The 23,777-nt window shown below is 30.9% G+C and carries 30 protein-coding genes; 13 read left to right on the top strand and 17 right to left on the bottom strand.

Translation table 11 applies throughout. From position 1 onward, the window contains the following. Positions 1–29 precede the first annotated feature (29 nt). Both cas1 and cas2 (IJ258_RS04235) read right to left on the bottom strand, forming a co-directional pair. Positions 30–1,019, bottom strand: a complete 990-nt coding sequence (gene cas1, locus IJ258_RS04240) for a CRISPR-associated endonuclease Cas1 (RefSeq protein ID WP_292803396.1) — start codon at positions 1,017–1,019, stop codon at positions 30–32. After that, positions 1,020–1,295, bottom strand: a complete 276-nt coding sequence (gene cas2, locus IJ258_RS04235) for a CRISPR-associated endonuclease Cas2 (RefSeq protein ID WP_292803393.1) — start codon at positions 1,293–1,295, stop codon at positions 1,020–1,022. 218 nt (positions 1,296–1,513) lie between these two features. Between cas2 (IJ258_RS04235) and IJ258_RS04230 the strand changes: the two genes are divergently transcribed. The 8 genes from IJ258_RS04230 (at position 1,514) to IJ258_RS04195 (ending at position 5,597) form a co-directional block, all read left to right on the top strand. Continuing rightward, a complete protein-coding gene (locus tag IJ258_RS04230) occupies positions 1,514–1,687 on the top strand; it encodes a hypothetical protein (protein WP_292803389.1) in 174 nt (57 codons plus the stop codon). A gap of 26 nt (positions 1,688–1,713) precedes the next feature. After that, positions 1,714–2,016 (top strand): hypothetical protein, encoded by a 303-nt coding sequence (locus tag IJ258_RS04225; protein ID WP_292803387.1) that lies wholly within the window; start codon positions 1,714–1,716, stop codon positions 2,014–2,016. A 5-nt stretch (positions 2,017–2,021) separates the two neighbouring features. Continuing rightward, positions 2,022–2,993, top strand: a complete 972-nt coding sequence (locus tag IJ258_RS04220; protein ID WP_292803384.1) for a hypothetical protein — start codon at positions 2,022–2,024, stop codon at positions 2,991–2,993. 182 nt (positions 2,994–3,175) lie between these two features. Continuing rightward, positions 3,176–3,448: a hypothetical protein gene (locus IJ258_RS04215; protein ID WP_292803381.1), complete on the top strand. Its 273-nt coding sequence runs from the start codon at positions 3,176–3,178 to the stop codon at positions 3,446–3,448. A 30-nt stretch (positions 3,449–3,478) separates the two neighbouring features. Beyond that, positions 3,479–3,790: a hypothetical protein gene (locus IJ258_RS04210; RefSeq protein WP_292803378.1), complete on the top strand. Its 312-nt coding sequence runs from the start codon at positions 3,479–3,481 to the stop codon at positions 3,788–3,790. Position 3,791: 1 nt separating this feature from the next. Further along, positions 3,792–4,160, top strand: coding sequence for a hypothetical protein (locus IJ258_RS04205; protein WP_292803376.1), 369 nt, complete (start codon positions 3,792–3,794; stop codon positions 4,158–4,160). A gap of 51 nt (positions 4,161–4,211) precedes the next feature. Further along, positions 4,212–5,048: a Bro-N domain-containing protein gene (locus IJ258_RS04200; RefSeq protein ID WP_292803373.1), complete on the top strand. Its 837-nt coding sequence runs from the start codon at positions 4,212–4,214 to the stop codon at positions 5,046–5,048. A 177-nt stretch (positions 5,049–5,225) separates the two neighbouring features. Further along, complete coding sequence (locus tag IJ258_RS04195; protein WP_292803370.1) at positions 5,226–5,597, top strand: hypothetical protein; 372 nt, start codon at positions 5,226–5,228, stop codon at positions 5,595–5,597. Positions 5,598–5,933: 336 nt separating this feature from the next. Here IJ258_RS04195 and cas2 (IJ258_RS04190) read toward each other — a convergent pair whose 3' ends face one another. Further along, positions 5,934–6,062, bottom strand: a complete 129-nt coding sequence (cas2, locus tag IJ258_RS04190; protein WP_292803367.1) for a CRISPR-associated endonuclease Cas2 — start codon at positions 6,060–6,062, stop codon at positions 5,934–5,936. A 401-nt stretch (positions 6,063–6,463) separates the two neighbouring features. Here cas2 (IJ258_RS04190) and IJ258_RS04185 point away from each other — a divergent pair, with 401 nt between their 5' ends. From IJ258_RS04185 to IJ258_RS04175, 3 genes are all read left to right on the top strand, one after another. Beyond that, positions 6,464–7,741: an ATP-binding protein gene (locus IJ258_RS04185; protein WP_292803364.1), complete on the top strand. Its 1,278-nt coding sequence runs from the start codon at positions 6,464–6,466 to the stop codon at positions 7,739–7,741. Between the two features lie 419 nt (positions 7,742–8,160). Beyond that, a complete protein-coding gene (locus IJ258_RS04180; protein WP_366514567.1) occupies positions 8,161–9,240 on the top strand; it encodes a tyrosine-type recombinase/integrase in 1,080 nt (359 codons plus the stop codon). An 85-nt stretch (positions 9,241–9,325) separates the two neighbouring features. Next, complete coding sequence (locus IJ258_RS04175) at positions 9,326–10,318, top strand: hypothetical protein (protein ID WP_292803358.1); 993 nt, start codon at positions 9,326–9,328, stop codon at positions 10,316–10,318. An 808-nt stretch (positions 10,319–11,126) separates the two neighbouring features. On the opposite strand, the gene IJ258_RS04170 is transcribed toward IJ258_RS04175, so the two are convergent. From IJ258_RS04170 to IJ258_RS04155, 4 genes are all read right to left on the bottom strand, one after another. After that, positions 11,127–11,258, bottom strand: coding sequence for a hypothetical protein (locus IJ258_RS04170; RefSeq protein ID WP_292803355.1), 132 nt, complete (start codon positions 11,256–11,258; stop codon positions 11,127–11,129). Positions 11,259–11,265: 7 nt separating this feature from the next. Next, the gene (locus IJ258_RS04165; RefSeq protein WP_292803352.1) at positions 11,266–12,018 is read right to left on the bottom strand and encodes a DNA polymerase beta superfamily protein; all 753 of its coding nucleotides are present in this window, start codon (positions 12,016–12,018) and stop codon (positions 11,266–11,268) included. Between the two features lie 722 nt (positions 12,019–12,740). Beyond that, entirely contained in the window at positions 12,741–13,295 is a 555-nt protein-coding gene (locus IJ258_RS04160; RefSeq protein ID WP_292803349.1) for a manganese efflux pump MntP family protein, read from the bottom strand. Between the two features lie 369 nt (positions 13,296–13,664). Then, complete coding sequence (locus IJ258_RS04155; RefSeq protein WP_292803346.1) at positions 13,665–14,141, bottom strand: GNAT family N-acetyltransferase; 477 nt, start codon at positions 14,139–14,141, stop codon at positions 13,665–13,667. Between the two features lie 40 nt (positions 14,142–14,181). Between IJ258_RS04155 and IJ258_RS04150 the strand changes: the two genes are divergently transcribed. After that, on the top strand, positions 14,182–15,228 hold the full coding sequence (locus tag IJ258_RS04150; RefSeq protein WP_292803343.1) for a tRNA-dihydrouridine synthase: 1,047 nt from the start codon (positions 14,182–14,184) through the stop codon (positions 15,226–15,228). On the opposite strand, the gene IJ258_RS04145 is transcribed toward IJ258_RS04150, so the two are convergent. The 6 genes from IJ258_RS04145 to IJ258_RS04120 all read right to left on the bottom strand — a co-directional run bounded on the left by IJ258_RS04145 (position 15,225) and on the right by IJ258_RS04120 (position 19,096). Beyond that, on the bottom strand, positions 15,225–15,665 hold the full coding sequence (locus IJ258_RS04145) for a hypothetical protein (RefSeq protein WP_292803339.1): 441 nt from the start codon (positions 15,663–15,665) through the stop codon (positions 15,225–15,227). The two genes, IJ258_RS04150 and IJ258_RS04145, sit on opposite strands and share 4 nt — an antisense overlap. 46 nt (positions 15,666–15,711) lie before the next feature. Further along, on the bottom strand, positions 15,712–17,103 hold the full coding sequence (locus IJ258_RS04140) for an MATE family efflux transporter (RefSeq protein WP_292803336.1): 1,392 nt from the start codon (positions 17,101–17,103) through the stop codon (positions 15,712–15,714). Further along, complete coding sequence (locus tag IJ258_RS04135; protein WP_292803333.1) at positions 17,096–17,569, bottom strand: MarR family winged helix-turn-helix transcriptional regulator; 474 nt, start codon at positions 17,567–17,569, stop codon at positions 17,096–17,098. Before IJ258_RS04135 ends, IJ258_RS04140 begins: the two co-directional genes overlap by 8 nt. Before the next feature lie 6 nt (positions 17,570–17,575). Beyond that, complete coding sequence (locus IJ258_RS04130) at positions 17,576–18,025, bottom strand: flavodoxin (RefSeq protein ID WP_292803330.1); 450 nt, start codon at positions 18,023–18,025, stop codon at positions 17,576–17,578. Between the two features lie 98 nt (positions 18,026–18,123). Then, positions 18,124–18,465 (bottom strand): hypothetical protein, encoded by a 342-nt coding sequence (locus IJ258_RS04125; RefSeq protein WP_292803327.1) that lies wholly within the window; start codon positions 18,463–18,465, stop codon positions 18,124–18,126. A gap of 52 nt (positions 18,466–18,517) precedes the next feature. Beyond that, on the bottom strand, positions 18,518–19,096 hold the full coding sequence (locus IJ258_RS04120; protein ID WP_292803324.1) for a flavin reductase family protein: 579 nt from the start codon (positions 19,094–19,096) through the stop codon (positions 18,518–18,520). A 32-nt stretch (positions 19,097–19,128) separates the two neighbouring features. Between IJ258_RS04120 and IJ258_RS04115 the strand changes: the two genes are divergently transcribed. After that, positions 19,129–20,022 carry a hypothetical protein gene (locus tag IJ258_RS04115; protein ID WP_292803321.1) on the top strand — a complete coding sequence of 298 codons (894 nt, stop codon included), beginning with the start codon at positions 19,129–19,131 and terminating at the stop codon, positions 20,020–20,022. Here IJ258_RS04115 and IJ258_RS04110 read toward each other — a convergent pair. From IJ258_RS04110 to IJ258_RS04095, 4 genes are read right to left on the bottom strand one after another with little or no spacing between them, the layout of a single operon-like run. Then, on the bottom strand, positions 20,001–20,672 hold the full coding sequence (locus IJ258_RS04110) for a 2,5-diamino-6-(ribosylamino)-4(3H)-pyrimidinone 5'-phosphate reductase (RefSeq protein ID WP_292803318.1): 672 nt from the start codon (positions 20,670–20,672) through the stop codon (positions 20,001–20,003). The two genes, IJ258_RS04115 and IJ258_RS04110, sit on opposite strands and share 22 nt — an antisense overlap. An 8-nt stretch (positions 20,673–20,680) precedes the next feature. Beyond that, positions 20,681–21,694, bottom strand: a complete 1,014-nt coding sequence (locus IJ258_RS04105) for a glycosyltransferase 4 family protein (RefSeq protein ID WP_292803315.1) — start codon at positions 21,692–21,694, stop codon at positions 20,681–20,683. A 36-nt stretch (positions 21,695–21,730) separates the two neighbouring features. Then, positions 21,731–22,195 (bottom strand): hypothetical protein, encoded by a 465-nt coding sequence (locus tag IJ258_RS04100; protein WP_292803312.1) that lies wholly within the window; start codon positions 22,193–22,195, stop codon positions 21,731–21,733. Between the two features lie 4 nt (positions 22,196–22,199). Continuing rightward, positions 22,200–23,777: a DUF530 domain-containing protein gene (locus tag IJ258_RS04095; protein ID WP_292803308.1), complete on the bottom strand. Its 1,578-nt coding sequence runs from the start codon at positions 23,775–23,777 to the stop codon at positions 22,200–22,202.

The raw sequence follows: 23,777 nt of genomic DNA, 5'->3' as shown, positions 1-23,777 counted from the left end.
TTTCAAAAAGAAAAATGACCTACATTACCCTACCATGTCAAGTAAAACCCATTAAATTTATCTGCATTAATTAATGTATTTACCAGATTTTTACTTTGCAAGTCAATAATTTCAGCATAACTCAATTCATCACCATTATAAGTGATGGTTGAATACATTTTGTCAAGTATTTTACTTATAATTAGTTTTCGTGCATTTAATTTCAGCAGATTATTTCTTTTATCCAGGTCATCAATTTTTACTTGCTTCCGGTTAATCAAGCTTATCACTGTTTTATCGACTATCTGTTGTCTGAATGGTTCAATCAAGTCAAATGTCAGGCTTGTCCTGTTCATCATATCATAGTGCAGGAATCCGCAGTATGGATCCAAACCGTTTAATAGTATGCTTTTTGTTATTTGCGATGCAAGTATTGCATATCCATAATTGAGCATTGAATTTAGCAGGTCAGTCGGCCTTTTGGTTCGTCCGTTGAAACCAATTTCAGTTGGTATGAAATACTTTACACTTTTCCAGTAATCATTTGATGCTTTTCCTTCAATCCCCATTATCTGCATTTTAATGTTTTTAGCATTCAAATTCAAATCATCCAATTGCTTTACGTATTCATCCATTTTTAAACGAGTGTTTGAAACTCTTTTCAATTTTTTATTTTTATTCAAAGTCTTTAAAACTCCCTTTTGATTTTTAATTTTAGATTTAATCAGTTCATGGCTTATTTTTGCTCCAAGTTTATCTTCGCTTAATTTATACTGCTTCTTTTTTAGGTGCACATTTCCCGGCTCAGGTGATTCTAATGTATAGTTCAACTCTCCGCGTGGGTTTATGGATATAAATTTGATGTTGTTTTTTGCCATTAAATCCAATGCATCAAAGGTCACATAACCTTTTGCTGTAACGGTTATGTCATCAATTGCTGATGCCTTGATTGAATCAAGGATTTCATCCTTCTCATATATAACCAGTTGATTGTCTTTTTTGTGTATTGACTTGTTGTATCCTTCTATTACTATTTTCATCTAGAACACCTTGTATAATTCCTCTTTGAATTTTATTTTTCGACCGCAGTTTTCCTTTTTTGAATAACAGCTTTGACATACAGGCATGATTAATACATTGTCATTTTCACGAATTATTTCAGAGATATTTTCAGTGAGTTCTTGTCTTTCATCATTATTCAAATCTCCTGCATATAATGAACTTTGAATCTTTCGAAGTCCATAATGCTGAAGAGTCTTTTCAATATTTTGCTGGTTTGTTTTGAATTTGCAATCAAAACTTGCTATCATGTACATGAATAAACTTATATTTTTTAATCTTTAAATTATTTAATTTTTCAAATAGAAAACTATAAATACCATGTTTCAACGAAAGCAATTTTTCAAAGTCACAACAATTTTTCAAAGCCAGTACAATTAGATTAAGCTTAAATAGAATGAATACAATACTAATTAGTAACTAAACATGAATTAATGCCAAGTTAATTCAAATTAAAGAAATTGGAGATAAGAAAATGTCAGTTATTTCAACAGTGGAATTCATGAAATTTTGCATAAGCCAAGGTTTTGAATTCGTCATGGTCGACGAGGACAATAAAGTCATCAACAAGGACAATATAGAAGAGTTGGATTCGTTAATGGACAGGAAAGGACTGACTCCATTATACGTAAATAAAACTGAAAAATAACACATACTGCATAAGGAGACTTAAAAATGAACAGATTTAGATATGATGAAGATGGAAGTATAGTGGACACATATAACGACTGCAGGAAATTTGAAACACCAAAAGAAATACTTGATTTGGTGAATGATATGGCAGCAAGCATTGAAGCATTGGAATTAAAGGCAACAGCTTATGAAAAGATTTCCGAATTTGCATATGATCTTATTTCAAAAACCCTATCCGATAAGCTGACAAACCTGGATACAATGTTGGCGATGAAACAGCTTCTGGGAGATTTAACAAAAACCATGGACAGGATAACTGACAATATTAACGATTTAAATCAGTGATTAATATGTCTAGAAAAAAAGAATTGCTTAAAGAATGCTATGAGGTTAATGAGAAGGAGTATTTCCGGCTAATGAAAGATGGACATAATATGGTAAGGGATTTTGAGGAATGGAAAATAATCCCTAAAAGAATGTACATTAATAAAGTACTGAACAGTTTATTTGAAAGAGATCCATTCATACAGAGATTAATCTTTGATGATTCCTATTCAAATTTAATCGCTGATAAAAATGATGAAGGACTTATTGGTGAACTGGATAGATTTTCATTTGATCATACCTTTTCAATAAGGTTATCAAGTAATGTTAATGTTTTCGCTGCAGATACAATAAGGGGAATCATCACATTCCCGTATTTTCATAATTGGGGTCATGTGAAAAATTGGATTGATAAAGTTCCTCTAAAAAGCTTTAGCGTATATATTATCAATCCTCTTTTGATTTTCTATGGATTGGGAACCGTTGGACTTTTCCTAACTCCAAAATATTACAATGGATATTATATTGAGTTATGCAATCGCTATATTATCTGTTTAACCGGATACCCATTGTTTCTAACATTCTCCTGTAGCGAAAATGTTGAAGAAATAAACTATTGGGATTTGGAACTGTCAAAGAATAATTTCATTGAGGAAGTATATGAAAGGAGCGGGAAAGATAAGGCAGTGTTGAAAATGCTGAATTTCTGGAAAAAGAATCCTGAAGTAAGTATTCATTCAATTGAAGATAATTTTAAGGATTATATGGATGCACAGCCGTATCCTGCTTATGCTACCATCAAATTCAATACTATCAAATCCAGTAAGGCATTTAGATTGGTTCATGAGGATACACAGGAAAGCTTAGGAAATTTCAAGGAATTTTTCCTCAATGAAATCCTGAAGGCAATTCATAGTGACGATGAGTATTTTCAATTGACTGACAGGCAATTAGAGGATATATTAAAGGGCAAATATGATTTTGAAATTATAGACTAAAATGTAAATTCTTGATAAAATGACAAAGATTAATGATATTGAATCTATAATTAGGAAAATGATAAGAACTGATGAGAGTATTATGATTCAGATTATTATGCAATGATTATGAGAATACTTTAAAGAAATTAGAAGAGTTATATTCCGCTAAAACAGATTTAATTGAATCATTAGAGGATACAATGAATGAGTTTTTTGAATTAAAACAGAATATTCTTACAAGAAAGCTCAAAATAAATTCATTTAAACTGGTTCCAACACTGATAGGCTTTGAATATAAGTTTTTTATTCCAAGAACTGTTGACAGGACTTCTAGACAATATTATTGCTACATTTCAATGATGGACAGGTTAACCAGGGAATACGACAGCATTTCAAAGGTTAAGAATAACTATTTGATATTGGACATTACCTCTACTTTAAATCTGGATAAACTATTTAAAGATAGGATATGATTCTAGTTTAAACTCTATGGAGAGGATAATATGAAACAGAAATGGAAAGAAATGCAATTTGTTGAAATCTCAATGCATGAGATTTTTTGCCTACAGGACCTCTTGGACAGCGTTAAGGATGATCCTGAAAAAGTCTGGGAGATTTTTGATGATTTCCTGATGGACTGTGAAAATCAGCTGGAGCTTGACCCCGGATTTCTTAAGGAATTGATGGAGATTGATTTGGAAAAGGATTCCATCAATATTAACAATTCAGAGGATTTTGATAAACTGTTTGAAGAGGATACTCATTATAAAACCGCAAAGGATTATGTGGATTATATAATTAAAAGGAGTGTTTGAAATGTCAAAATATGTAAATTTGGAAATGACTTACTCAACATATTCAGAGATATGTGATGCAGTGGAAAGAGCAGCAACTAATGCCAAAGATTTTGATGAGATTTCTGAGTGGATTCATCTTTTTGACTTTTTAGAAGAGGAATATGACAGAGATCGTGCAAAACAGAATTCAGATTACAAGACATGGAAACTGCATGAGGAATTATTCCAGAATAAGGAAATATATCACCATCAGTATTTTCACAAGATAAAAAGTGTTTTTGATGATTATGAGGATAAGGACTTATTGGAATGGGACATTTCCGAACAGGATAAATTCCATTTGATTTGTGATTTGATTGATGTATTTAAGAAAGAGGATACAATTTGAAAAATTTAAATAATGATTTTTATAAAATTAAACATGTAAATGGATGAAAAAATGACTGATAAATCAAATATATTGTTATTCAAAGACTATAAAATTAGGTATATATGGGATGAAGAAATAGAAGAATACTTTTTTTCGGTAGTTGATGTTGTAGGAGTGCTCAGTGAAAGTAAAAACCCTAGAAAATATTGGAGTGTTCTTAAAACTCGCTTAAATAAAGAGGGTGTTGAAGTGGCTACAATTTGTAGCCAGTTAAAAATGCATGCTAATGATGGCAAATTACGTAAAACTGATGTAGCAACCAAAAAACAACTATTCAGAATCATTCAATCAATTCCATCACCAAATGCCGAACCATTCAAACAGTGGCTGGCTCATGTGGGCAGTGAAAGAATTGATGAAATAGCAGACCCTGAAATAGCTATTGAAAGAGCTATTAGTACATATAGAAAAAAAGGATATTCAGAAGATTGGATAACACAAAGAATCAGAAGTATTGAAGTGAGAAAAGATTTGACTGCTGAATGGGATAGATCAGGTGTAGAAGAAGGTCTTGAATATGCTATATTAACTAATGAAATTAGCAAATCATCATTTGGGATAACTACTGGAGAGCATAAAAAAGTTAAAGGGCTTAGAAAAGAAAGCCTTCGTGACAACATGACTAATGCTGAGTTAGTTATTAATATGTTAGGAGAACTTGCAACAACTGAAATCAGTAAAGTTGAAAATCCAGAAGGTTTTGAAGAAAGCAAATCTGTTGCTATTGATGGTGGCACTATTGCAGGGAATGCTCGAAGGGAATTAGAGGCAAGAACCGGAAAAAAAGTTGTCAGCAGTAAAAATGCTAAAAATCCAAAATTATTGGATGAAAAATTTCTGAATTAAAACATTAATAAAATGGAATGTTAATATTTAATAAGATTGTAAATGAAAAGAAAGTTGAAAAACTTTCTATTCATTGATATTACAATTTAAATCTGTTTTTTGAAGAATTTATCATTTATTTTAAAATAAATTTTTATTCTAATTTAAATATGGGTGAAAAATCTTGAGGTAGATAATATGGCTATTCATCCCAATTATTGGAAATTTAAGAGAACCATCAAAGAACTGAAAGAAAAGAATAATAGATGTTTTATTTGTGGGTCTAGTGAAAATATTGTTCCTCATCACTTAAAAAAGGTAAAGCAAACAAGTGATGATTACTATAATAAAAATAATATTATTTTATTATGTGATGACCATCACAGAGAATATCATCATAAATATCCTCAAGTTAATTCTAAAACATTTTGTGAATATATGAGAAACTGGCTGATTAAGGAATATAATAATTATGATGAAATAGAATTTAATAAACTTAAAAAGGAAAATAAAGCCATAAAAAAGGTCAATAATAAATTAAGAAATCATTTAAAAAAAATTACATATTAAGGTAGTATATATGAAAATAGATTATATTGAAATGGTGGATTATTTTTGCGCCATTATCAATGATATCCAGAAAGTACAGGAAAAAATACCTGATTGGAAATAGTATGAAGAGCCTGAGCCAATTGAGGAGTTGCTAAAAAAAGCTAAAAATGATGAGTTTCGTTGTATACAAGCTTTGATAGGTCTTTTTATCTAACACCTTGTAAAATTATTCATTGAATTTGATTTTTCGACCGCAGATTTCCTTTTTTGAATAACAACTTTGACATATTGGCATAATCAATATATTGTCATTTTCACGAATATTTCAGATATATTTTCTGTGAGTTCTTGTCATTAATCATTATTCAAATACTCTGCATATAATGAACTTTGAATCTTTCGAAGTCCATAATGCTGAAGTGTCTTTTCAATATTTTGCGAGTTTGTTTTGAATTTACAATCAAAACTTACTATCATGTACATAAATTAATTTATATCATTCAAGGTTTTAATTCTTTGATTTTTCAAACAGTTAACTTTAAATACTATGTTGCAATGAAAGCAATTTTACAAACCTACTACAATATTTTAAAGCCACTACAATGGAATAAAACTTAAATACAATGAGTACAATACTAATTACTAACTAAAATGTAATTTTTATTCCAAAATTTTAAATTAAAGAAAAATTTATTGGAATAATTTTTAAATAAGAAAATACTTTAATAAAAAATAAGAAAATACTTTAATAGAAAATAAGAAAATACTTTAATAGAAAATAAGAAAATACTTTAATAGAAAATAAGAAAATACTTTAATAGAAAATAAGAAAATACTTTAATAGAAAATAAAAAAATTATACATTTTTTAATAGCGGTGCTAATATGTCCTCAAAGTATTTAAAAAGAAAAATTGATGAAGATTTAGAAAAATATTTACAAATGATTGGTGCTGTTTTAATTATTGGCCCAAAATGGTGTGGAAAAACAACAACTGGAGAACAACATGCCAAAAGTATATTGAAACTTCAAGACCCTGATAATATTGAATCTTATTTAATGTGGGCAGACATACAACCATCTAAATTATTGGAAGGTGAAAAGCCTAGATTAATTGATGAATGGCAAATTGCACCAGTTTTATGGGATGCAGTAAGAACTAGTGTTGATAATGTATCAAGTTACGGCTTATACATATTAACTGGTTCTACTATAGTTGATGAATCAAAAATTATGCATACTGGCACCGGACGAATTCACAGATTAATTATGAGACCAATGAGTTTATTTGAAAGTGGAGATTCTAATGGAAAAATTTCATTGATGGAATTATTTGATAATCCTGAAATGGATATAAATGGAATTCAATCTGATTTAACTATGAATGAACTCTTTTTTGTAGCTTGTAGAGGAGGTTGGCCAAACACAATAACTCAAAATAATGATGAAGGGAAATTAATGGTGGCTTATAACTATTTAGATAATATTTGTGATACTGACATTTCTACAATTGATAATATTAAAAGAGATTCTGATAAAGTACGAACTATTTTACATTCAATTGCTCGGAATAATTCAACATTGGTGAAAAATAAAACCTTACTAGATGATGTTAGAGCAAATTTTGATATTGGTGAAACAACATTTTATTCATATATTAATGCATTAAAACGTTTATTTGTAATTGAAGATATTAAAGGATGGGCACCGAACATACGGTCAAAAACAGCAATGAGAACAGGTAATAAAAAAGTATTTATTGATCCATCAATAGCAGTAGCTGCATTAAATTTAAGTCCAAAATCATTTGATACGCCGGATGGATTAAAAACTTTTGGTTTTATTTTTGAAAATTTATGTATTCGTGATTTAAGTGTTTATACCAGTTCTTTGAAAGGAAAAATTCGTTATTATCACGATGATGCTGGAACTGAAATTGATTGTGTTGTTCATTTAAGAGATGGAAGATATGCATTAATAGAATGTAAATTAGGAAAGAAAAAAATTGAGGAAGGAGCAAAAAATTTACTGAAAATTAATAAATTAATTGAAAAAAATAAAGAAGTTAGAAATCCTGAATTTTTAGCTATTTTGACTGGTGGAAAATTTGCATATACTCGACCTGATGGTGTGAAAGTCATTCCAATAGGATGTTTGAAATAGACTTATTAATTGTTGTAAACCTACTTTTAAAAAATATTATTCCTTAAAAATAATTTTGTTGATAATCTTACAAAAATTTCTGTAACTTATAAGTTACAGAATTCATATTTTTTTTGTAAATGTGAAATACCTTATCACATCACTTCAACGAAAAAAATTGTATTAACTTTTATAAACTTTTTATTACAAAATCAAAATTTAAGAAATCACCATTTTGAAACCACTTGATGTATATGTATTACTTCACTTACAATATTTCCCTAGAAACTCCAAAATTATCCAAATTTTATATATAAAAGAAACGTATATTTTATGTAATAATATACGTTAAAGGCAAAAAGATACGAAGTCTTTATATATTAAAAAAATCAATGTATAATCAAGGGTTTGAGTAAAGAAATTTAGGAGGCAAAATGCTTATGATAGAAGTTGATGAGCTAACGGACTACCTAGATGAATACTTAGAGGAAAAGCAAGAGGTAAAAAACTTAACTAGCGAAACAATAAAAAAACAGACATTCAATATATCCAAATTCATCGAATATCTTGAACAGGAAGGAATAGATGAATTAACAGATAAAAATATTAAAAAACAGTTAAGACATTATCGTAGATACTGTTTAAAACAGCGTGGAAACAAAAGAACCACAGTAAAAACATATATGATGAATATTTTGGAATTCATCAACTCAGAAGATGTTCAGGAAGAAATTCAACATGATCCTATCAAAATGAAGGATATTATTGAAGTAAAAGCAGAAGATCCTGAAACTGCAAAAAAAAGAATTGAAAAAATATCTTTAACTTGGCCACAATCCAATTTTTTCTTAGATACAATCGAACAAAGCGGTAATAAACGTGATTATGCAATTTGCAGAACATTTATTGATTCTGGAATGAGGTTAAAGGAATTGGTATTGTTAGATAAAACTGATATTCAAGTTCCTTTGAATGACGACGGATTTTATGAACTGCCTGATGATCATAATGAAGTAATTGAAGTTTATTTACGTGCAGAAACCACAAAAGGTGAGTTAAAAGACAGAACAACCTTCATTACTTATGATACACTTGAAAGCTTAAATGAAATGATGGACAGTCGTATTAAAAAATTAAGAAAAAAGACAAATGGAGTGTATAAACCTATCATTCAGAGAAATAAAGCCAAAGCTGAAAGGACACGTCAGGAACTGTTCACCAATATGAAAGGAACCAGAATTGGAAAGCGTGGAGTACAGGATCTGATTAAAAAACATGCTCGCAGATGTGATGAAAGAATTGCTGCAGAAGGAATAGATTGCCCTATAGATTACAGTAAAAGTGTTAGTGTTCACATTCTAAGACACACAGCACTGTCTCATTTTGCTGAAATACTGACTGTTGCAGAAGTACAATCAATTGCAGGACATTCTAACTCTCAAACAACTGATAAGTACATCCACATTGACCGTGAGCAAATGAAACAAAAATTAAAAATCAACAATAATAAATTTAATTAATTTTTTAAGCTTAATACAAAAATAAATTAATTTAAATACTATATTAATCTAATATATTAGTGTTATAATTTAATTATTGATTTATATGAATTTAAGAAAAAAGATTTTTGTATTAAGTGTTTTTATAATTTTTATCAGTATATGTGGAGTTTATTCTACTTTTAATCATCAAAATGCTGATGCAATGCCTGTTGTTTCCAATGAAACTGATGAATTTGGGTGTTGTTCTATAGTTTTACAGTTAGAGGGAAATGATACATTAATGTCATATAGACGTGATTCAAATGTATCAGCTGATGTTTTCATAGAACAGGTTGATTGGCATGGAATTCCAGCAATAAAGCAATATAAGACTGATTATGGTTATTTCAATCATGTTATAGTTACTAATGACGGTTGGGTTATTGGACTTGGCGGAATTGATGACGGTAAAGACAATCAAATCTGCGAAAATATAACTGCTCAAATGATTACTAAAGACCACAGCATATCTAAAAAAGCATTAAAGAAAATCCAAAACATCAAAAAACCATATGGAAGAGGGCACGTAGTTATTAAAGCTCCTAATGGAAATTATGGTTTTGCAACAACTAATAAATTAAAAACTGGTACATTAAAGCCAGGACAGTATATCTCAATTCCTAATGATTATTCATTGTCCAGAGGAGGAAATCTTTCCTTAAAAATCGATGATAAGATTAAAGCAATGAATGAATTGGCTCAATCTGATTTATATGGCCTTGACAGGCGTGAAATCATTACTTATGACTATCATGTAGGAGAAAACGGAAATACAACCGATATTTATGTTTCAAATGAAGACGGATCTCTTGTAGGTGCTGATTATAAAGACTGCATTGACAATGTATGCTTTAATAATACAACCATTAAAGGAAAGGACATCCCTATAGCTCCAGATTATAAAAAAATAGGATCTATTACATTTGAAGAAGAAAAATCAACTGCTGATAATTTAGTTATACTATTAGTCATTGTTGGTTTTGTAGTTTTCGTCGCAATATTATTCTTCGTCGTATTAAAATTTGTAAGATACATAAGATATGGTATTCGACGCTGAAATTTATTAAATTTCATGAAAATTATTAAAAAAGAGTAAAATTTGAAGAAAATACTGTATTTCACTAGCTTGATATATATGAAGCAGTTAATTTAAAGTATTTTCTTAATATTACTTGAGTATTAGTGGTAAAATATGAATAATACCAACTTTCTGTATTTACAGAAATATTGAAATGTATATTATCCATAAATATGGAAATACAGAAATATGTATGATAAGTATAATTATACTTTACATATTATCTGTAAATATCTACTACAAGTATTAATGGTAATAATATATACATACCCATTATAACTATTTTTATATATTTGCCTATTAGTATATATTTAAGGATTATATACGGAAATACTATGCCGACTATTATAATATTACACTAACAAGAATTTTAGTAAAAATAATGGATTTAAAGAGCTTATTTTAAATATTAACTTAAATTTATCATTAATTTTACCTAAAACAGTATTATAAATTAATTATCCGAATATATAATAATTTCAACCATAAGGAAAACTAATAAAGCAGTATATTTCTTTTTTAACTGTAAATTTTATTAAAATTTATTAAATTTTATAGAAATTATAAAATCTGTTAATTTCCACAAATTTCACAATCTTTCAAAAACTACAAATATCAATCATGCCATCTATATGTAATAGTTTAAATACATAAATTTTGCTGAAAAATAAATTTTAATAATCATAATAATAAAATAAAATGGAAAAAATTATTGATCTTGGTGAATGTAGGCAAATTAATTATCAAAAATTCAACTAATCTGAGAGATGATGAGCTGACACCACAATTATGCATCATAATTGTTAGTTATGAACTCCCCATAATTCAATTCACTAACAATCTGATTATGAATAATTATTGTCTCCTTCAAATCGCCAACAATTAATGCAATTTCTCCAATTTCATGAAAATTAACCATCACATTATCACCTGCAGACAACAAGCAATTCCCTAAATCTTTCATCATAATCCTCAAGACTTTTAAATGAATTTACCTTAACAGTTTTCATTTTGGAAAGTGAATCCATAATAAAAGAATTCAATTTTAAAATTGTATATTCATTTATCTCACCATTATCCTGATGATAATCAATCAATTCATAAATCGCCTTTTTGATGTCTTCATTGATGTTGATTAAATCATGCTCCAATAATTCCTGAATTTTAATTGGAGGATACATATCACGGTTTAAAAGCATCCATGTAAGTATTGATCTTATAACATAAAGATACTTTTTAATTTTCTCCTCCCTAAACTCAAGACTTGAATATTTTTTCCAATGTTTCATGCCCATAGATGCATAATGATTTTTTAAAACAATAATATCAAATCCTCCCAGACCTGAAAAAATGCTTTGAATGCCCCTGTTGATATATACTTCAGGTGAAACCAGCCATTCCCTAAGATTTGGATTGTTTTTATAGTGAAGATTCAATGCCTTTTTGATATCCCATCCGACAATATCTAAATCATCACACTCATATTCAATCACATCACGTGGCTGGTTTAATGACAGATAGCTTTTAATGTCACGTTTCTTATAGATGAATCTGACATCATAATCGGAATTTTCATTAGCAAAGCCCCATACTCTGCTTCCGGCTTCACATGCGTATAATATCTCAATGTCCTCATTCTTTTCAATTTCACCTAATATTTTTACAATTTTATCTCTCATTATCTCACCTCTTTTATGCTAAATCCCAGTTTAATTGATTGATTTTTTATAAATGTATTCAAATTAAATTATTTTATAAATTACTTAATTTCCCCACACATTTTTATTTATTCACCTACTTAAAAACAAAAGATTTATAAATAATAAAAATATAATTATTATTAATTTTATAAAACTTCTTGTTTTATAAAAGGTGATGAATCTAGAAAGAGAAAAAACAGGTGGGAGAAAAAATCTCTAAAACCCCTTTCATTATAGATTCATCATTGTTTACTTGTATTCAACTGATAATAATGCTTTTTTTGTTGTATTTTTAATATTAATAACATTAAAAGTAAATTAATATTTATATTTACAATAATTATTAGCATATTATCACCTCCGTTGAATTATTTAGGAGGTGCTGAATACAAGTTGATTACCAATGCACCATCATACCTGTTTTAATATTAATTTAAAATCAATATTGCATCAGCAATCTTTTTTTATAATTTAAGAAAATAAATTAAATTTATTTTCCATATAGATTATTAGTAGTTAGTTATATTTAAAATAAGCAGTTTTAAATCCCTACAATTTTTCAAAACGAAAGCAATATTTCAAACTCAGACAATCGACAATATTCAATTAAAAAATTAAATAAATACTCACATAGAATAGATTTTGAATATAAAAAAAGTTAGTTGTGTGAGAAAAGATTCACTGGATAATACCACCCATAATTAAAATCCAAGAAGTATCTTAATGCCAATTAAAATCAATATGACACCACCAAGGATTTGGAACTTGTCTCCAACATAATCTCCCAATTTCTTTCCGATAAAAATCCCTGCAATGCTGAATGCAAATGCTACAATACCTATTATTGTAGATGAAATCAATAGAGGATCGTTGAGAAGAGCTATTGTTATTCCAACTGCAAATGCATCGATACTTGTTGCTATTGCAAGCAAAGTTACCTCTTTAAAAGAAAAGTAATCAGTAATTTCTTCCTCATCTCCAGTTAGGCTTTCACGAATCATGTTCAATCCTATTATCAAAAGAAGTATAAAACCAACTATTGGTGCTAATGATTCAACGATACTTGCAATTACATTTCCGCAGAAGTATCCGAAAACCGGCATGATAAACTGAAATCCGCCAAAAAACAGTCCATAATATAATATTTGGTATTTGGTCAGGTGTTTTTGCGTAAAGCCCTTTGTCATTGATACGCTGAATGCATCCATTGCAAGGGCAACGGCTATTAAAAAAGTAGATATTACATTAAAAGACATTAATTAAATTTCTGTAAATTATTTTATAAATATATTGCCTTGGAGGATGATTAAATGGGAATTTCACCCACTTAATCATTCGCTTTGACGGTCGTAGGAAATAACAATTAAGTTATTCCCTAATTAAATTATTGTACATTCCTTATATTTAAAATAAGCAGTTTTAAATTCTTACAATTTTTCAAAACGAAAGCAATATTTCAAACTCAGACAATTCGTTAAAATACATATTTTATTAATCAAATAAAGCAAATAAATCAAAATTCAATGAAAATTTAAAATATGTCTGAACACAAAAAAGAAAGTGTTGATTATCTTCAGCTTAAAAAAATAATCATAAAATTAAAATCATGTTTTTGAAAAAATACATTAAAGCTCAATATAGTACGGACAGATATTTTCATATTCACCGTTTTTTAATCTGAATCCTTTTGGAATAACTCCCAATTGCTTAAATCCCAATCTTTCATACAAGTGTCTTGCAGGATTTGTTTCGACAACTGCATTGAACTGCAATATAGTAAAATTCAAATTTTTAGCCTGTTTGATTGAATCGGATACTAGCTTTTCACCTATTCCGCATCCCCTCCATTTAGATGAAACAGCATAGCTTGCATTAGCTATATGCCCACATCTTCCTACATTGTTTGGATGAAGAATATATAATCCGACAACCTCACCATCCATAACAGCCACTCCGGCATATGTTTGTGATTTGAAAAATTCATTTCCACTCACCAAATCCAATTCCTCTTCCTGCGGAAATGCATTGCCTTCACGAACTATTTCATTCCATATTTCAACCATGCTTTTCAAGTCATCATGTTGATATTGTCTTAGAATCATCAAATAATATATTTATATGTAATAGATTTAAATATTAACTATGAAAGATTTATTTGATTTTTGTGAATTTGGGGATTTGAAACTTAACAGCAGAATTGTTAGAACCGGCCTTTGGGAATCCGAAAGGGAAAAGACCGGAAACTTCACTCCTGAGATATATAACCGTTATGAAAATATTGCTGCAAGCGGTGTCGGATTAATCATTACTGAGTTGTACTCTCTTTATCCAAGAGATGTCTTTTCAAAATACACTAATACCGTCAACTACAAGCAATTTGTACGTGAAGCCCGTGACCTGACAGATCTTGTGCATATCTATGATGTGCCGATTTTTGCCCAGTTAGGTTTTGTCCAATATAACAAAAGAACTGAACAGAACATCAAGGTTGATGACGTTACAGTTGAGGATATTCGCAAAATCCAGACTGACATGATTATCGCAGCTCAAAAATTCGATTATGCAGGTTTTGACGGTATTCAGTTAGGTCTTGGGAACTATTACTTTTTATCAAGGTTCATTAACCCTACTTTTAACTCACGTGAAGACAGATATGGCGGCAGCACACTCAACCGTTTAAAAATTGTTCTGGAGATGATTAAAGTCATAAAGGAAAACACAAAGCTCCATATAAATTGCCGTTTGAATGCATTTGACGGCACAACCAATGGAATGACATTATCAGAAACAATTGAGGTATGTAAAATACTTGAAAACTACGGTGTTGATTCACTTCAGATAACCCGTCCACGTTCACCAACATTTTTCACACGTGAAAACCATGAAAAAAATCCTTTAATTGAAGCAACAGAAGAAATTATCAAAAACGTTAGTATTCCGGTCATACTTGGTGGAGGTGCACAAAGTCAAAATCAGATAAATGAACTCATCAACGAAACAGACATAGATTTTGTTTCAATGCAAAGGCCATTTGTAAATGACCCTAGCTTTTTGGTTGACTGGCAGCTTGAAGGAAACGGCGAGAGCAGATGCATAACATGCAACAACTGCTATTGGAAAAAAACAAGCACCTGTCACATCAAACCATGCTCCACATTGAATCCAAGATATACAGAAGATGAAATCTAGCCATTACCATAACTTCTAAATCTTTCTAAAAAATAGTGCAATTCCTCATCAATCTGGTACAATGTGATGATTGGCTTGTGATTTAAAAGACTGGTCAGTGCTATTAGCAAGGGAATTGCCTCTCCAACCCTTACATTTTTAAATTCAAGTGTCTGATATGTTATCTTGAAATTCTCGTTCAGATGCTGGTCAATTATTAAACCGGCAGGTATAAATTCAATCTCATTTTTTTCAATCAGTTCTTCCAAATACTTAGTTCCTTCCAATATATCATCAAAATCGATATTTTCCTTAGATAATACTGAATCGAGAAAATCATAATGAATGTCATAGTCATATTTGGAATATTGCCTGAAATATTCGTTTACCATAAGATAATTAATGAACAGTTCATGGTTTAGAATTGAATATTTTCTGTTGTTGACTATGAATTCCATAATTAATTATAGTTAAAAAAAGTATAAAAAACTAGTTATTGGATAACTAGTTTTCCTGTGGTGTATATTTTTTAATGGATATTTGGGTGAATTTTCTTATGAAGAATTTAGCCCAGATGTATCCGACGGTTCCTCCAACAAAACAGCCGAATACCACTCCACCATAAATTCCAGGTAATCCCCATCCGAAGATAAAGCAGAAAATGTATGCAAATACACTTTCAAGAATCAGTGATCTTAGAAGTGTAATAAGCAGGGAATATGTTCCTTTTCCAACTCCCTGAAACATCATTGAGGACATCATACCATGCGGAATAGCCAATACAAACAGGCTTAGAACGGATATTGCAGTTGCAATCTGTGGAGATAATGCAGCGCTTGCTTCAGTATATGAAAACATTGTAGCAATTGGAGATGAGAAAATAAACATTACTGCACCTAATAAAATTGATATTGCAAAGCCCAACTTGATTGAATAGGAATGGGCAGTCTTTAAGTTTACATGATTATGGGCTCCATATGCTACACCTGAAACGGTCAATACAGCTGTTCCAAGACCTATTAATGGAATCATTGCCAATTGTACAATTCTCATTGAAGCGGTATACACTGCTACTGCGGTTGTTCCTGAAGCCATTACAAGCATTGAATTGATAATGATTGCCAATGCTGAAAAGACTATTGTTTCTAATGTGGATGGAATTGCAACCTGTAAAGTATCCAGCATCATACTTGACTGATAATTAAAGTTTTTAGGAGATAAATCCAAGTATAAGTCTTTTTTACCCCATATCCAGTAACTCATAACAACACAGGACAATATTGCTGATAAAACTGTTGCCCATGCTGCACCAGCAATTCCCAGGTTTAAAATGTAAATGAAAATCGGGTCCAAAATAATATTCATTATAGCTGTTACTGCAATTGCTATTGTTGCTCTTCTCATATCCCCTTCTGATCTAAATATTGCTGATGCAACACCAGAGTATACAAACACCAGTAAAAATCCAAAGATTATATAACTGTAGTCCATTGCATACTGTATTGTTTCACCGGCACCCATAAACTGAAGAATAGGAACCATAAACGCTTCAATTAAAATAGTGAAAATAACTGAAACTATGATTGACAGTACAATTCCATGCAAACCTGCATTGTTTGCCTGTTTGTAATTTTCTGCTCCGATGTATCTTGCAATTAATGAGTTTGCACCTGCTCCAATACCATTTCCCAATCCGACCAAAACCATAAATAACGGTGTGATGAATCCGACAGCGGCCAGAGCATCGGCACCCAGTCCAGCTACCCAGATACTGTCCGCAATATTGTATAACATAATTAATAACATGGAAACCATCATTGGAATAGCCAGTTTGACTATTGCCTTTTTAGGATCTCCGGTAATCATTTCAATATTTTTATTCTTATTATTAGCCATTTTTACTCCCCTCTCGATTTAACTCTATCGTTTTAATAGCTATTTCCTTTAATACTTGTTGTAACAATTTTTTTTCTATTATCTCTTCACTGAAAACTTCGTCTTCCCAGATATTAAGCAAATTTATACTTTCCTTTAGGATTTCCTCGCCTTTTGATGTTAATGAAACCTTGTTCTGTCTTCGGTTTTCATCATCAATTTCCCGTATGACAAGTTCTTTTTCTTCCAATTTTTTAATTGATCTTGCAACTGCACCTTTGTTGATGTTGCATCTTGTAGCAATTTTTTCCTGGTTGATGTTTTTTTGATGGGATATTTCAAAAAGCAAGTGCAGTTGGGAGGCATTTATTCCAAAATCTTCCAGATGATGATTCAGATATATGGTATGGCCCCTTGCAATCATAGTAATTAATTTACCAATGGGAAGAGCTGAAGCATCAATTACCTTAAACTCTTCAAGTGACATTTTATCTTACTCTAAAAAAGAATCTAGATTATAATCTTCTTTTTTGACTTCTTTTGTGGTTAATTGCAATGTTTTAGATGGTTTTATTGAATAGTTTTCCATCTGCTTGAAACTGTTTTCAAATCCACTGCTTCCGGCAGTCAAAAAGAATTTTATGTTTTTGAAGTTTCCTTCGTTTTGCTTTAAATATGAAATCACTGGATTAGCAGCTTTTCCAGCCCAAACCGGACCTCCAATGTAAACCACATCATAGTTTTTCGGGTCGTATTTCAAGTTTTCCAAGTCTATGATTTTCTCTCTCATGGCATCCTTGCCGCCACGAGCGTAGCCGATTTTTCCCTGATAGTTAACTTTTGGTATGATTTCTTCAATGTCCGCATTTATTTTATCTGCGATATTTTCAGCCAGTTTTTTTGTAATATTGCTTCTTGAATAATAAACTACTAAAGATTTCATACCATAATATTATATTCTTATAGTATATAAACTGTTGCATTGACAACTATTGACATTGCAACAATTAAAAAATTAAAGTGATGGAAGGGTAAAAAAAATTATAAAAGACGGGTCCATTTGAATTTGTGTTTAGCATCCTGGACAGTCTCATCAAAAGTCTTGTCAATAGTACCGTATTCCTTTTCAACGATTTTCTGTTTTTGAGTGGTATCTAAAGTACTGTCTTTTAATTGGGTGAATAATGAGATTTCTTCATAGATTTTTGATAATTTTTCTTCAAGTTCTGCTTTTTCTTCATTAGCTTTTATGATTCTATTTTCGACAAAAGTGTTATTGACTTCAAAAAGCATTTCAATAGCTTCACCAACACTAATATCATTTTCTTTTAAGATTTCAATCTTTTCTGCTTGTTCATCAGTTAATTCAATTTCCATTTTCATAAATAATTCCCCTCAATATAATTAGTGATATATTTATTACTTGTCATTTAAATTATTTTCTAAATTTTAAACCCTCTTTAAATGCATCAGCGATTTTATCACCCATTTCAAAATATGAATGTGTAATATCATCATATGCCAAAGGATTCAATTTTTCAAAAATAATTTTACCTTTATCATCAACAATACTTTCATCTGCCTGAACGTTGACTATTTCACCGGTGATTTGAGTGTGTGATCCCACTTCTGCAATATGCATAACCTTACATTCAACAGACAATTTGAACTCATCGATGATTGGTGCATTGACTTTTTGAGCCTTGATTGGAGTGTAGTTAATTTTTGAAATCTTATCCTGTCTGTAACCTGTTTCAATTCCAAGATAATCAACTTCTGCTACCTGTTCAGCACTTGGAAAAGCCAGACAAAATTCTTCTCTCTGCAATATGCTTTTCAGGGTTTTTCTTTTAAGTGTTGAGTTGATTGCAATCATTACTGCAGGAGGATGATGTGAACACATTGTTGCAAATGCCAGTGTGCATGCATCTGCGTTTCCGTCCTCATCATATGCGCTTGCAACCACTGCCGGTGCGGGATACATCATTGTATGATTTTTTACATTGACTTTCATAATTATATATTATAAAATCATATAATATAAACATGAACAGGTTAAAGACAGCAAAACACATTTCAACATTCACTAATCCTCCGATAATATGCATTCCATTATTTTTAATTATTTGTATCATCCTATCTTTTAATGGAGCAAATTTTAATTTTAATAAGTTTGTTATATTGGAGCTGGTTTCTTTAATTTTTGCATCCATATTGCCTATGGCAATTATCTTATTTTGGGCAAAAAAATTAGGCACAGACAAGGACATATCCAACAGGTCAGACAGATACATGCCACTGATTGTTGGAATCATATCATATTTCATAGGATTTCTAGTATCATTTATATTTCATCTGGATAACTTTTTAACATGCCTTCTTTTATGTTATTCAATAAATACTGGTGTTGTTTTGCTTTTTACAACAAAATGGAAAATAAGTGTACATACCACAGGATTATCCGGACCTGTAGCTGCATTGATATTACTTTTAGGACCAATTGGAGCATTATTTGCCATACTATATCCGATTTTAATATGGTCCAGAGTGCTTCTTAAAAAACATACACTCTCCCAGGCAATCAGCGGAGGAGTACAGGGATTCTTTTTGACCGTGCTTGAAATGTATCTGTTTGTGAATATACTTAACCTTCCAATATACAACATGACAGGCCTCATAGATTCAATACTTTATATTTTGGCTATAATACTCACACCGATACTTCTAGGTGCCTTAAGCTATATAAAAGTCAAAAATCCATTAAAAACATTCATTATATTGGAAATAATTTTATTAGTATTGTTTTTCGCTTTGATGCCTGTGAATGTATTCATCATTTTCGTATTGATTTCACTAACTTCAATACTGATAAGCTTATATGCAGGCGATGATTTCATTTGGTATAAAATATTAACCAATCAGTCATTTAAGACTTTGTAATGTAAAATCAAGTCTTTACCGAGACTGTATGAGTCAGTTAATTCTAATCTAACTGCTTCATCCATTAAATCAAAACCATCTCCATCAAAAAATGTTTTGGCATTAACCCCTCCGACAACCATCGGAGCTATGCAAATGCTTATCTCATCAATCAGTCCTGCCTTAATCATGGAAAAGTTTAATGTGGAACCTCCCTCAAGCATCAGTTTTTCAATTCCTTCCTCATGCAGATAACTCATCAATGCTTTAAGGTCCACTCGCTTATCACCTGAAAAATAGAATTTGACACCCTTATCCGTTAGAGTTTTATATTTATCAGATTCCTTAAAGTCCCATTTATATTCATTGGCTCCGGCAATGATAGTTTTTGCATCACCATTAGTTATTCTTGCATCAACCGGAGTTCTGCATTTGCTGTCAACAACAACCCTTACAGGATTATCCTCAGGTTTTGCATCAATTTTGTGAACTGTCAGTCTTGGATCATCAGCCAGTACCGTTCCGATACCCACCATTATAGCATCACAATCCTTTCTTATCTCATGAACCCTTTCAAGATCCTCCCTACCTGATATATTGGAGCTTCCCGTTTGGGTTGCAATTTTACCGTCCAATGTCATTGCAGCATTCAATATTACATATGGCCTCATCTAATCACCTATATATGATAGAACATTTCCTTGACATGCAGGAAATTAACCAGTGTTTGGTTTTCAAGCATTCCAGGCATTATCAATGCAACTATAATACCAATTGCACCGAAAAATATTCCAATTGCCCAGATTATTTTAACAGCATCCTTTTCAGCAATCGGCTTTCTTAAAACCAACCTGATTAATGACTTAAATCCAACTTCTGGCCTTACAAGTTTTCCTTCATCATTTAACTGTGTCGGCTTTTGCTGTTGGCGATTCATTACCCCAGCAGAGTAGAATTTTAAAGCAGCATCTATAATATTCGGCATCAGCACGATAAATGCAATCAATTTCACCCTACCAATAAATGCAATACAAACCACTGCAGCCCCAATAATTAATGTTCCTGTATCTCCCGGAAAAATCTTAGCTGGATATCTGTTAAAGTATAAAAATGCAATTAAAGCACCGAGCATACTCATAGAAATGATTGTTACATCATACTTTCCTAAAATTATACAGGCAATGGTAAGTGATGCCATTGAAATAATTCCAAGACCTGATTCAATACCATTTAAACCGGCAAGCATATTGGTTAAGTTAGAACCGATTGACAATGCAATAGGAATTGTAATCAGATATAATAATCCCACATTAGGAGGTGCCGCCCAAATCAATGGCAAACCTGCAAGAAAAAGCAAAAAGAATTTCTCTTTTGAAGACAAAGCCAGCAAATCATCTGCAATTCCAATGATTCCGACAAGCAAAATCACAACTAAAACGATTACCAGCGGAAATGTAAGTATATCATGCATGTATATTCCGGAAAACATTCCAATAATAAATCCGAACAATATTCCAAACCCACCCATTTCAGCCACAACAGGCTTCCAGGATTTGTGAATATCTTTTCCAACAATATCCGCCGCTTCAAGTTTACGTATAATCCTAGGCATTGTCAGCCTAGTGACTGCAAAAGACAATAAGCCGCAGATTATTGCTATTGCATATAATGGAAGTTGAGGTAAAATCATCATATTTAAATATATGACAATCATTATTAAAATAAGTAGTTATTTTTTATTTAAAATATAATAAACACTTCTTTGTGGCATATCCAATTTTTCTGAAATCTCTTTAGCTGACAAGCCCTCTTTTTGAAGTTGTTTAATTTCAGAATAATCATGTTTACGTTTTCTATTGTCAAAAGAAGTATTGCTTTTTTTAAGCAGATAATAAACCCTGTTAAGAGAAATATCAAGTTTTTGTGATATTTGACGTGCAGTCAAACCTTCATTGGACAGTTTTTGAACATAATACTCTATCCCATTGCTTTTGGATTTGGCACCCCAATTATACTTCTGCCTTACTTCAATATCCAACTGGCTTAAAGCATCGATATAAGTTTTAGAGGTTCTATTATAAACACTGGGAGAACAGGTAATCTCTTCGAGATTGGGATATTTATCGATTAATTCAACAATCATTGAAGAAGACAATGCCTTTGTAATATGAATTGTGGTGAGCTCTTCATCCATATTATCACTTTTTAATTAAATCCAGGAATTTTTTGGACTTGTCCGTTTTAGGATTCTTGATTTGGTCAATGTGTTTAAGTTCCTTTTTAACTCTTGATTCATTAATGTTGAATGCATTGCTGATTCTTTCAAGTTCAATGTCTGAGTTTAAATGTATCAATCCAGCACCCAATGCAACATGGTTGAATTTGATGTTTGAATTTCTCATCTGTTTTTCAAACTTAAACTTTTCATACAAAAGCAAGTCCATTTCAGGAATAGGAATAATTTTTAAATCAGTAAAAGCATTTAGCGTATCAATTACCTTATTATATGTGGTCTGGAAAACCTTTCTCTGTTCACGGTCCAGTTCAACACGAATATATGGAAACGGTCCGATATTAATTTTACGGGCATTGTTTGAGGTTGTAAGATAATACCTGAACATGTCCCAAATAATTAAAGTGGATGCAATATTTTTAAAGGTGTTTTTATAGATGCTTTCGCGAATCTTCAAATCCCTTTTAAGAGATCTTGTCATATTGCCGAATTTATCCATATAATTGAGATTTTTAAATTTATTTTTTATTTGTGCCTTTCTCCATGCCTCAATAGCATCCAGATCATACTTATCAATGAAATCAGGACTCTGGTTTTCAAATTCCTTGATGATTTCATCATATTTGTTGATTCTTTTAAAATCAGTCAGTCTTCTTTTCAGTATTTCATCTTTAATTTCAGTGATGATTTCCTGTGAATATCCAACATAAGCCAGTGCAAGTGCTGTTCGTGCATGCTTGTCATCAATAATTGCTGGTTTTGTCCTGTGAAATCTTAAAGCCTCAATTCTTACATTTCGACCATATCTTTTTCTTACCTCTTCCTCATAGTTGTCAACATATTCACTGTCAAGAGTCACACTCTTTCTAATCATACGGTTATTCTTATCCCTGAACTTAATTACCAGAGAAATTGTCTTAACTACACCTTTACGTTCCTGTTTTAAAATGTTTAAAACCTGTTTAAATGATTCTCTTGCATACTGTGACAATTCACTCATTAAAACCATATAATTACCTGATAAAGGCAAATATGGTATGATTTCAAGGCGATGAGTCAGGTCCTTATTGACTTTAAATGTAAAAGCTGTGCTTTTGCAGCTGCAAACACCACCATTCTGTTTATATTCATCCATTGAATATTTCTTATAGCAGGAGTTGCATTTAACATAACCGAACTGTTCTAGATTTCCAAGTGCAATTTTATGTGAGTCAATAGCGGATTTCACACGGTCCAGAATATTCTTTTTGGCATTGGCTTTCATTCTGAATATCTGGTTATGGCGACTGTTTTCACGTATTTCATCAGCTGCAACTTCAGCAACTGTTTTGGTTCCGTATTTGTTTAGGGATGTAAAAGGTGTGGTGTATCCCTGTACATCCATATCATCCTTTAATTTTAATAAATAGTTTAATCTGTCATCTAGTTTAAAGTATAGGCTTTTGAATTCATCAAAATCTTCAATATTATCTAAGCTGATTGAATCATTTGAAATTTCTTTTAAAAAGCTTTCAGCTTTATTGACTAGGACAGATTCAGGCAT

Source organism: Methanobrevibacter sp. (assembly GCF_017468685.1).
GTDB lineage: Archaea > Methanobacteriota > Methanobacteria > Methanobacteriales > Methanobacteriaceae > Methanocatella.
The sequence above is the reverse complement of the archived record's forward strand: the minus strand, read 5'-3'. Positions and strand labels throughout refer to the sequence as shown.

Excerpts from the sequence above, each read along its gene's own strand:
- cas1 (WP_292803396.1), bottom strand. The coding sequence starts at position 1,019 with ATGAAAATAGTAATAGAAGGATACAACAAGTCAATACACAAAAAAGAC.
- cas2 (WP_292803393.1), bottom strand. The coding sequence starts at position 1,295 with ATGTACATGATAGCAAGTTTTGATTGCAAATTCAAAACAAACCAGCAA.
- IJ258_RS04230 (WP_292803389.1), top strand. The coding sequence starts at position 1,514 with ATGTCAGTTATTTCAACAGTGGAATTCATGAAATTTTGCATAAGCCAA.
- IJ258_RS04225 (WP_292803387.1), top strand. The coding sequence starts at position 1,714 with ATGAACAGATTTAGATATGATGAAGATGGAAGTATAGTGGACACATAT.
- IJ258_RS04220 (WP_292803384.1), top strand. The coding sequence starts at position 2,022 with ATGTCTAGAAAAAAAGAATTGCTTAAAGAATGCTATGAGGTTAATGAG.
- IJ258_RS04215 (WP_292803381.1), top strand. The coding sequence starts at position 3,176 with ATGAATGAGTTTTTTGAATTAAAACAGAATATTCTTACAAGAAAGCTC.
- IJ258_RS04210 (WP_292803378.1), top strand. The coding sequence starts at position 3,479 with ATGAAACAGAAATGGAAAGAAATGCAATTTGTTGAAATCTCAATGCAT.
- IJ258_RS04205 (WP_292803376.1), top strand. The coding sequence starts at position 3,792 with ATGTCAAAATATGTAAATTTGGAAATGACTTACTCAACATATTCAGAG.
- IJ258_RS04200 (WP_292803373.1), top strand. The coding sequence starts at position 4,212 with ATGACTGATAAATCAAATATATTGTTATTCAAAGACTATAAAATTAGG.
- IJ258_RS04195 (WP_292803370.1), top strand. The coding sequence starts at position 5,226 with ATGGCTATTCATCCCAATTATTGGAAATTTAAGAGAACCATCAAAGAA.
- cas2 (WP_292803367.1), bottom strand. The coding sequence starts at position 6,062 with ATGTACATGATAGTAAGTTTTGATTGTAAATTCAAAACAAACTCGCAA.
- IJ258_RS04185 (WP_292803364.1), top strand. The coding sequence starts at position 6,464 with ATGTCCTCAAAGTATTTAAAAAGAAAAATTGATGAAGATTTAGAAAAA.
- IJ258_RS04180 (WP_366514567.1), top strand. The coding sequence starts at position 8,161 with ATGATAGAAGTTGATGAGCTAACGGACTACCTAGATGAATACTTAGAG.
- IJ258_RS04175 (WP_292803358.1), top strand. The coding sequence starts at position 9,326 with ATGAATTTAAGAAAAAAGATTTTTGTATTAAGTGTTTTTATAATTTTT.
- IJ258_RS04170 (WP_292803355.1), bottom strand. The coding sequence starts at position 11,258 with ATGGTTAATTTTCATGAAATTGGAGAAATTGCATTAATTGTTGGCGAT.
- IJ258_RS04165 (WP_292803352.1), bottom strand. The coding sequence starts at position 12,018 with ATGAGAGATAAAATTGTAAAAATATTAGGTGAAATTGAAAAGAATGAG.
- IJ258_RS04160 (WP_292803349.1), bottom strand. The coding sequence starts at position 13,295 with ATGTCTTTTAATGTAATATCTACTTTTTTAATAGCCGTTGCCCTTGCA.
- IJ258_RS04155 (WP_292803346.1), bottom strand. The coding sequence starts at position 14,141 with ATGATTCTAAGACAATATCAACATGATGACTTGAAAAGCATGGTTGAA.
- IJ258_RS04150 (WP_292803343.1), top strand. The coding sequence starts at position 14,182 with ATGAAAGATTTATTTGATTTTTGTGAATTTGGGGATTTGAAACTTAAC.
- IJ258_RS04145 (WP_292803339.1), bottom strand. The coding sequence starts at position 15,665 with ATGGAATTCATAGTCAACAACAGAAAATATTCAATTCTAAACCATGAA.
- IJ258_RS04140 (WP_292803336.1), bottom strand. The coding sequence starts at position 17,103 with ATGGCTAATAATAAGAATAAAAATATTGAAATGATTACCGGAGATCCT.
- IJ258_RS04135 (WP_292803333.1), bottom strand. The coding sequence starts at position 17,569 with ATGTCACTTGAAGAGTTTAAGGTAATTGATGCTTCAGCTCTTCCCATT.
- IJ258_RS04130 (WP_292803330.1), bottom strand. The coding sequence starts at position 18,025 with ATGAAATCTTTAGTAGTTTATTATTCAAGAAGCAATATTACAAAAAAA.
- IJ258_RS04125 (WP_292803327.1), bottom strand. The coding sequence starts at position 18,465 with ATGAAAATGGAAATTGAATTAACTGATGAACAAGCAGAAAAGATTGAA.
- IJ258_RS04120 (WP_292803324.1), bottom strand. The coding sequence starts at position 19,096 with ATGAAAGTCAATGTAAAAAATCATACAATGATGTATCCCGCACCGGCA.
- IJ258_RS04115 (WP_292803321.1), top strand. The coding sequence starts at position 19,129 with ATGAACAGGTTAAAGACAGCAAAACACATTTCAACATTCACTAATCCT.
- IJ258_RS04110 (WP_292803318.1), bottom strand. The coding sequence starts at position 20,672 with ATGAGGCCATATGTAATATTGAATGCTGCAATGACATTGGACGGTAAA.
- IJ258_RS04105 (WP_292803315.1), bottom strand. The coding sequence starts at position 21,694 with ATGATGATTTTACCTCAACTTCCATTATATGCAATAGCAATAATCTGC.
- IJ258_RS04100 (WP_292803312.1), bottom strand. The coding sequence starts at position 22,195 with ATGGATGAAGAGCTCACCACAATTCATATTACAAAGGCATTGTCTTCT.
- IJ258_RS04095 (WP_292803308.1), bottom strand. The coding sequence starts at position 23,777 with ATGCCTGAATCTGTCCTAGTCAATAAAGCTGAAAGCTTTTTAAAAGAA.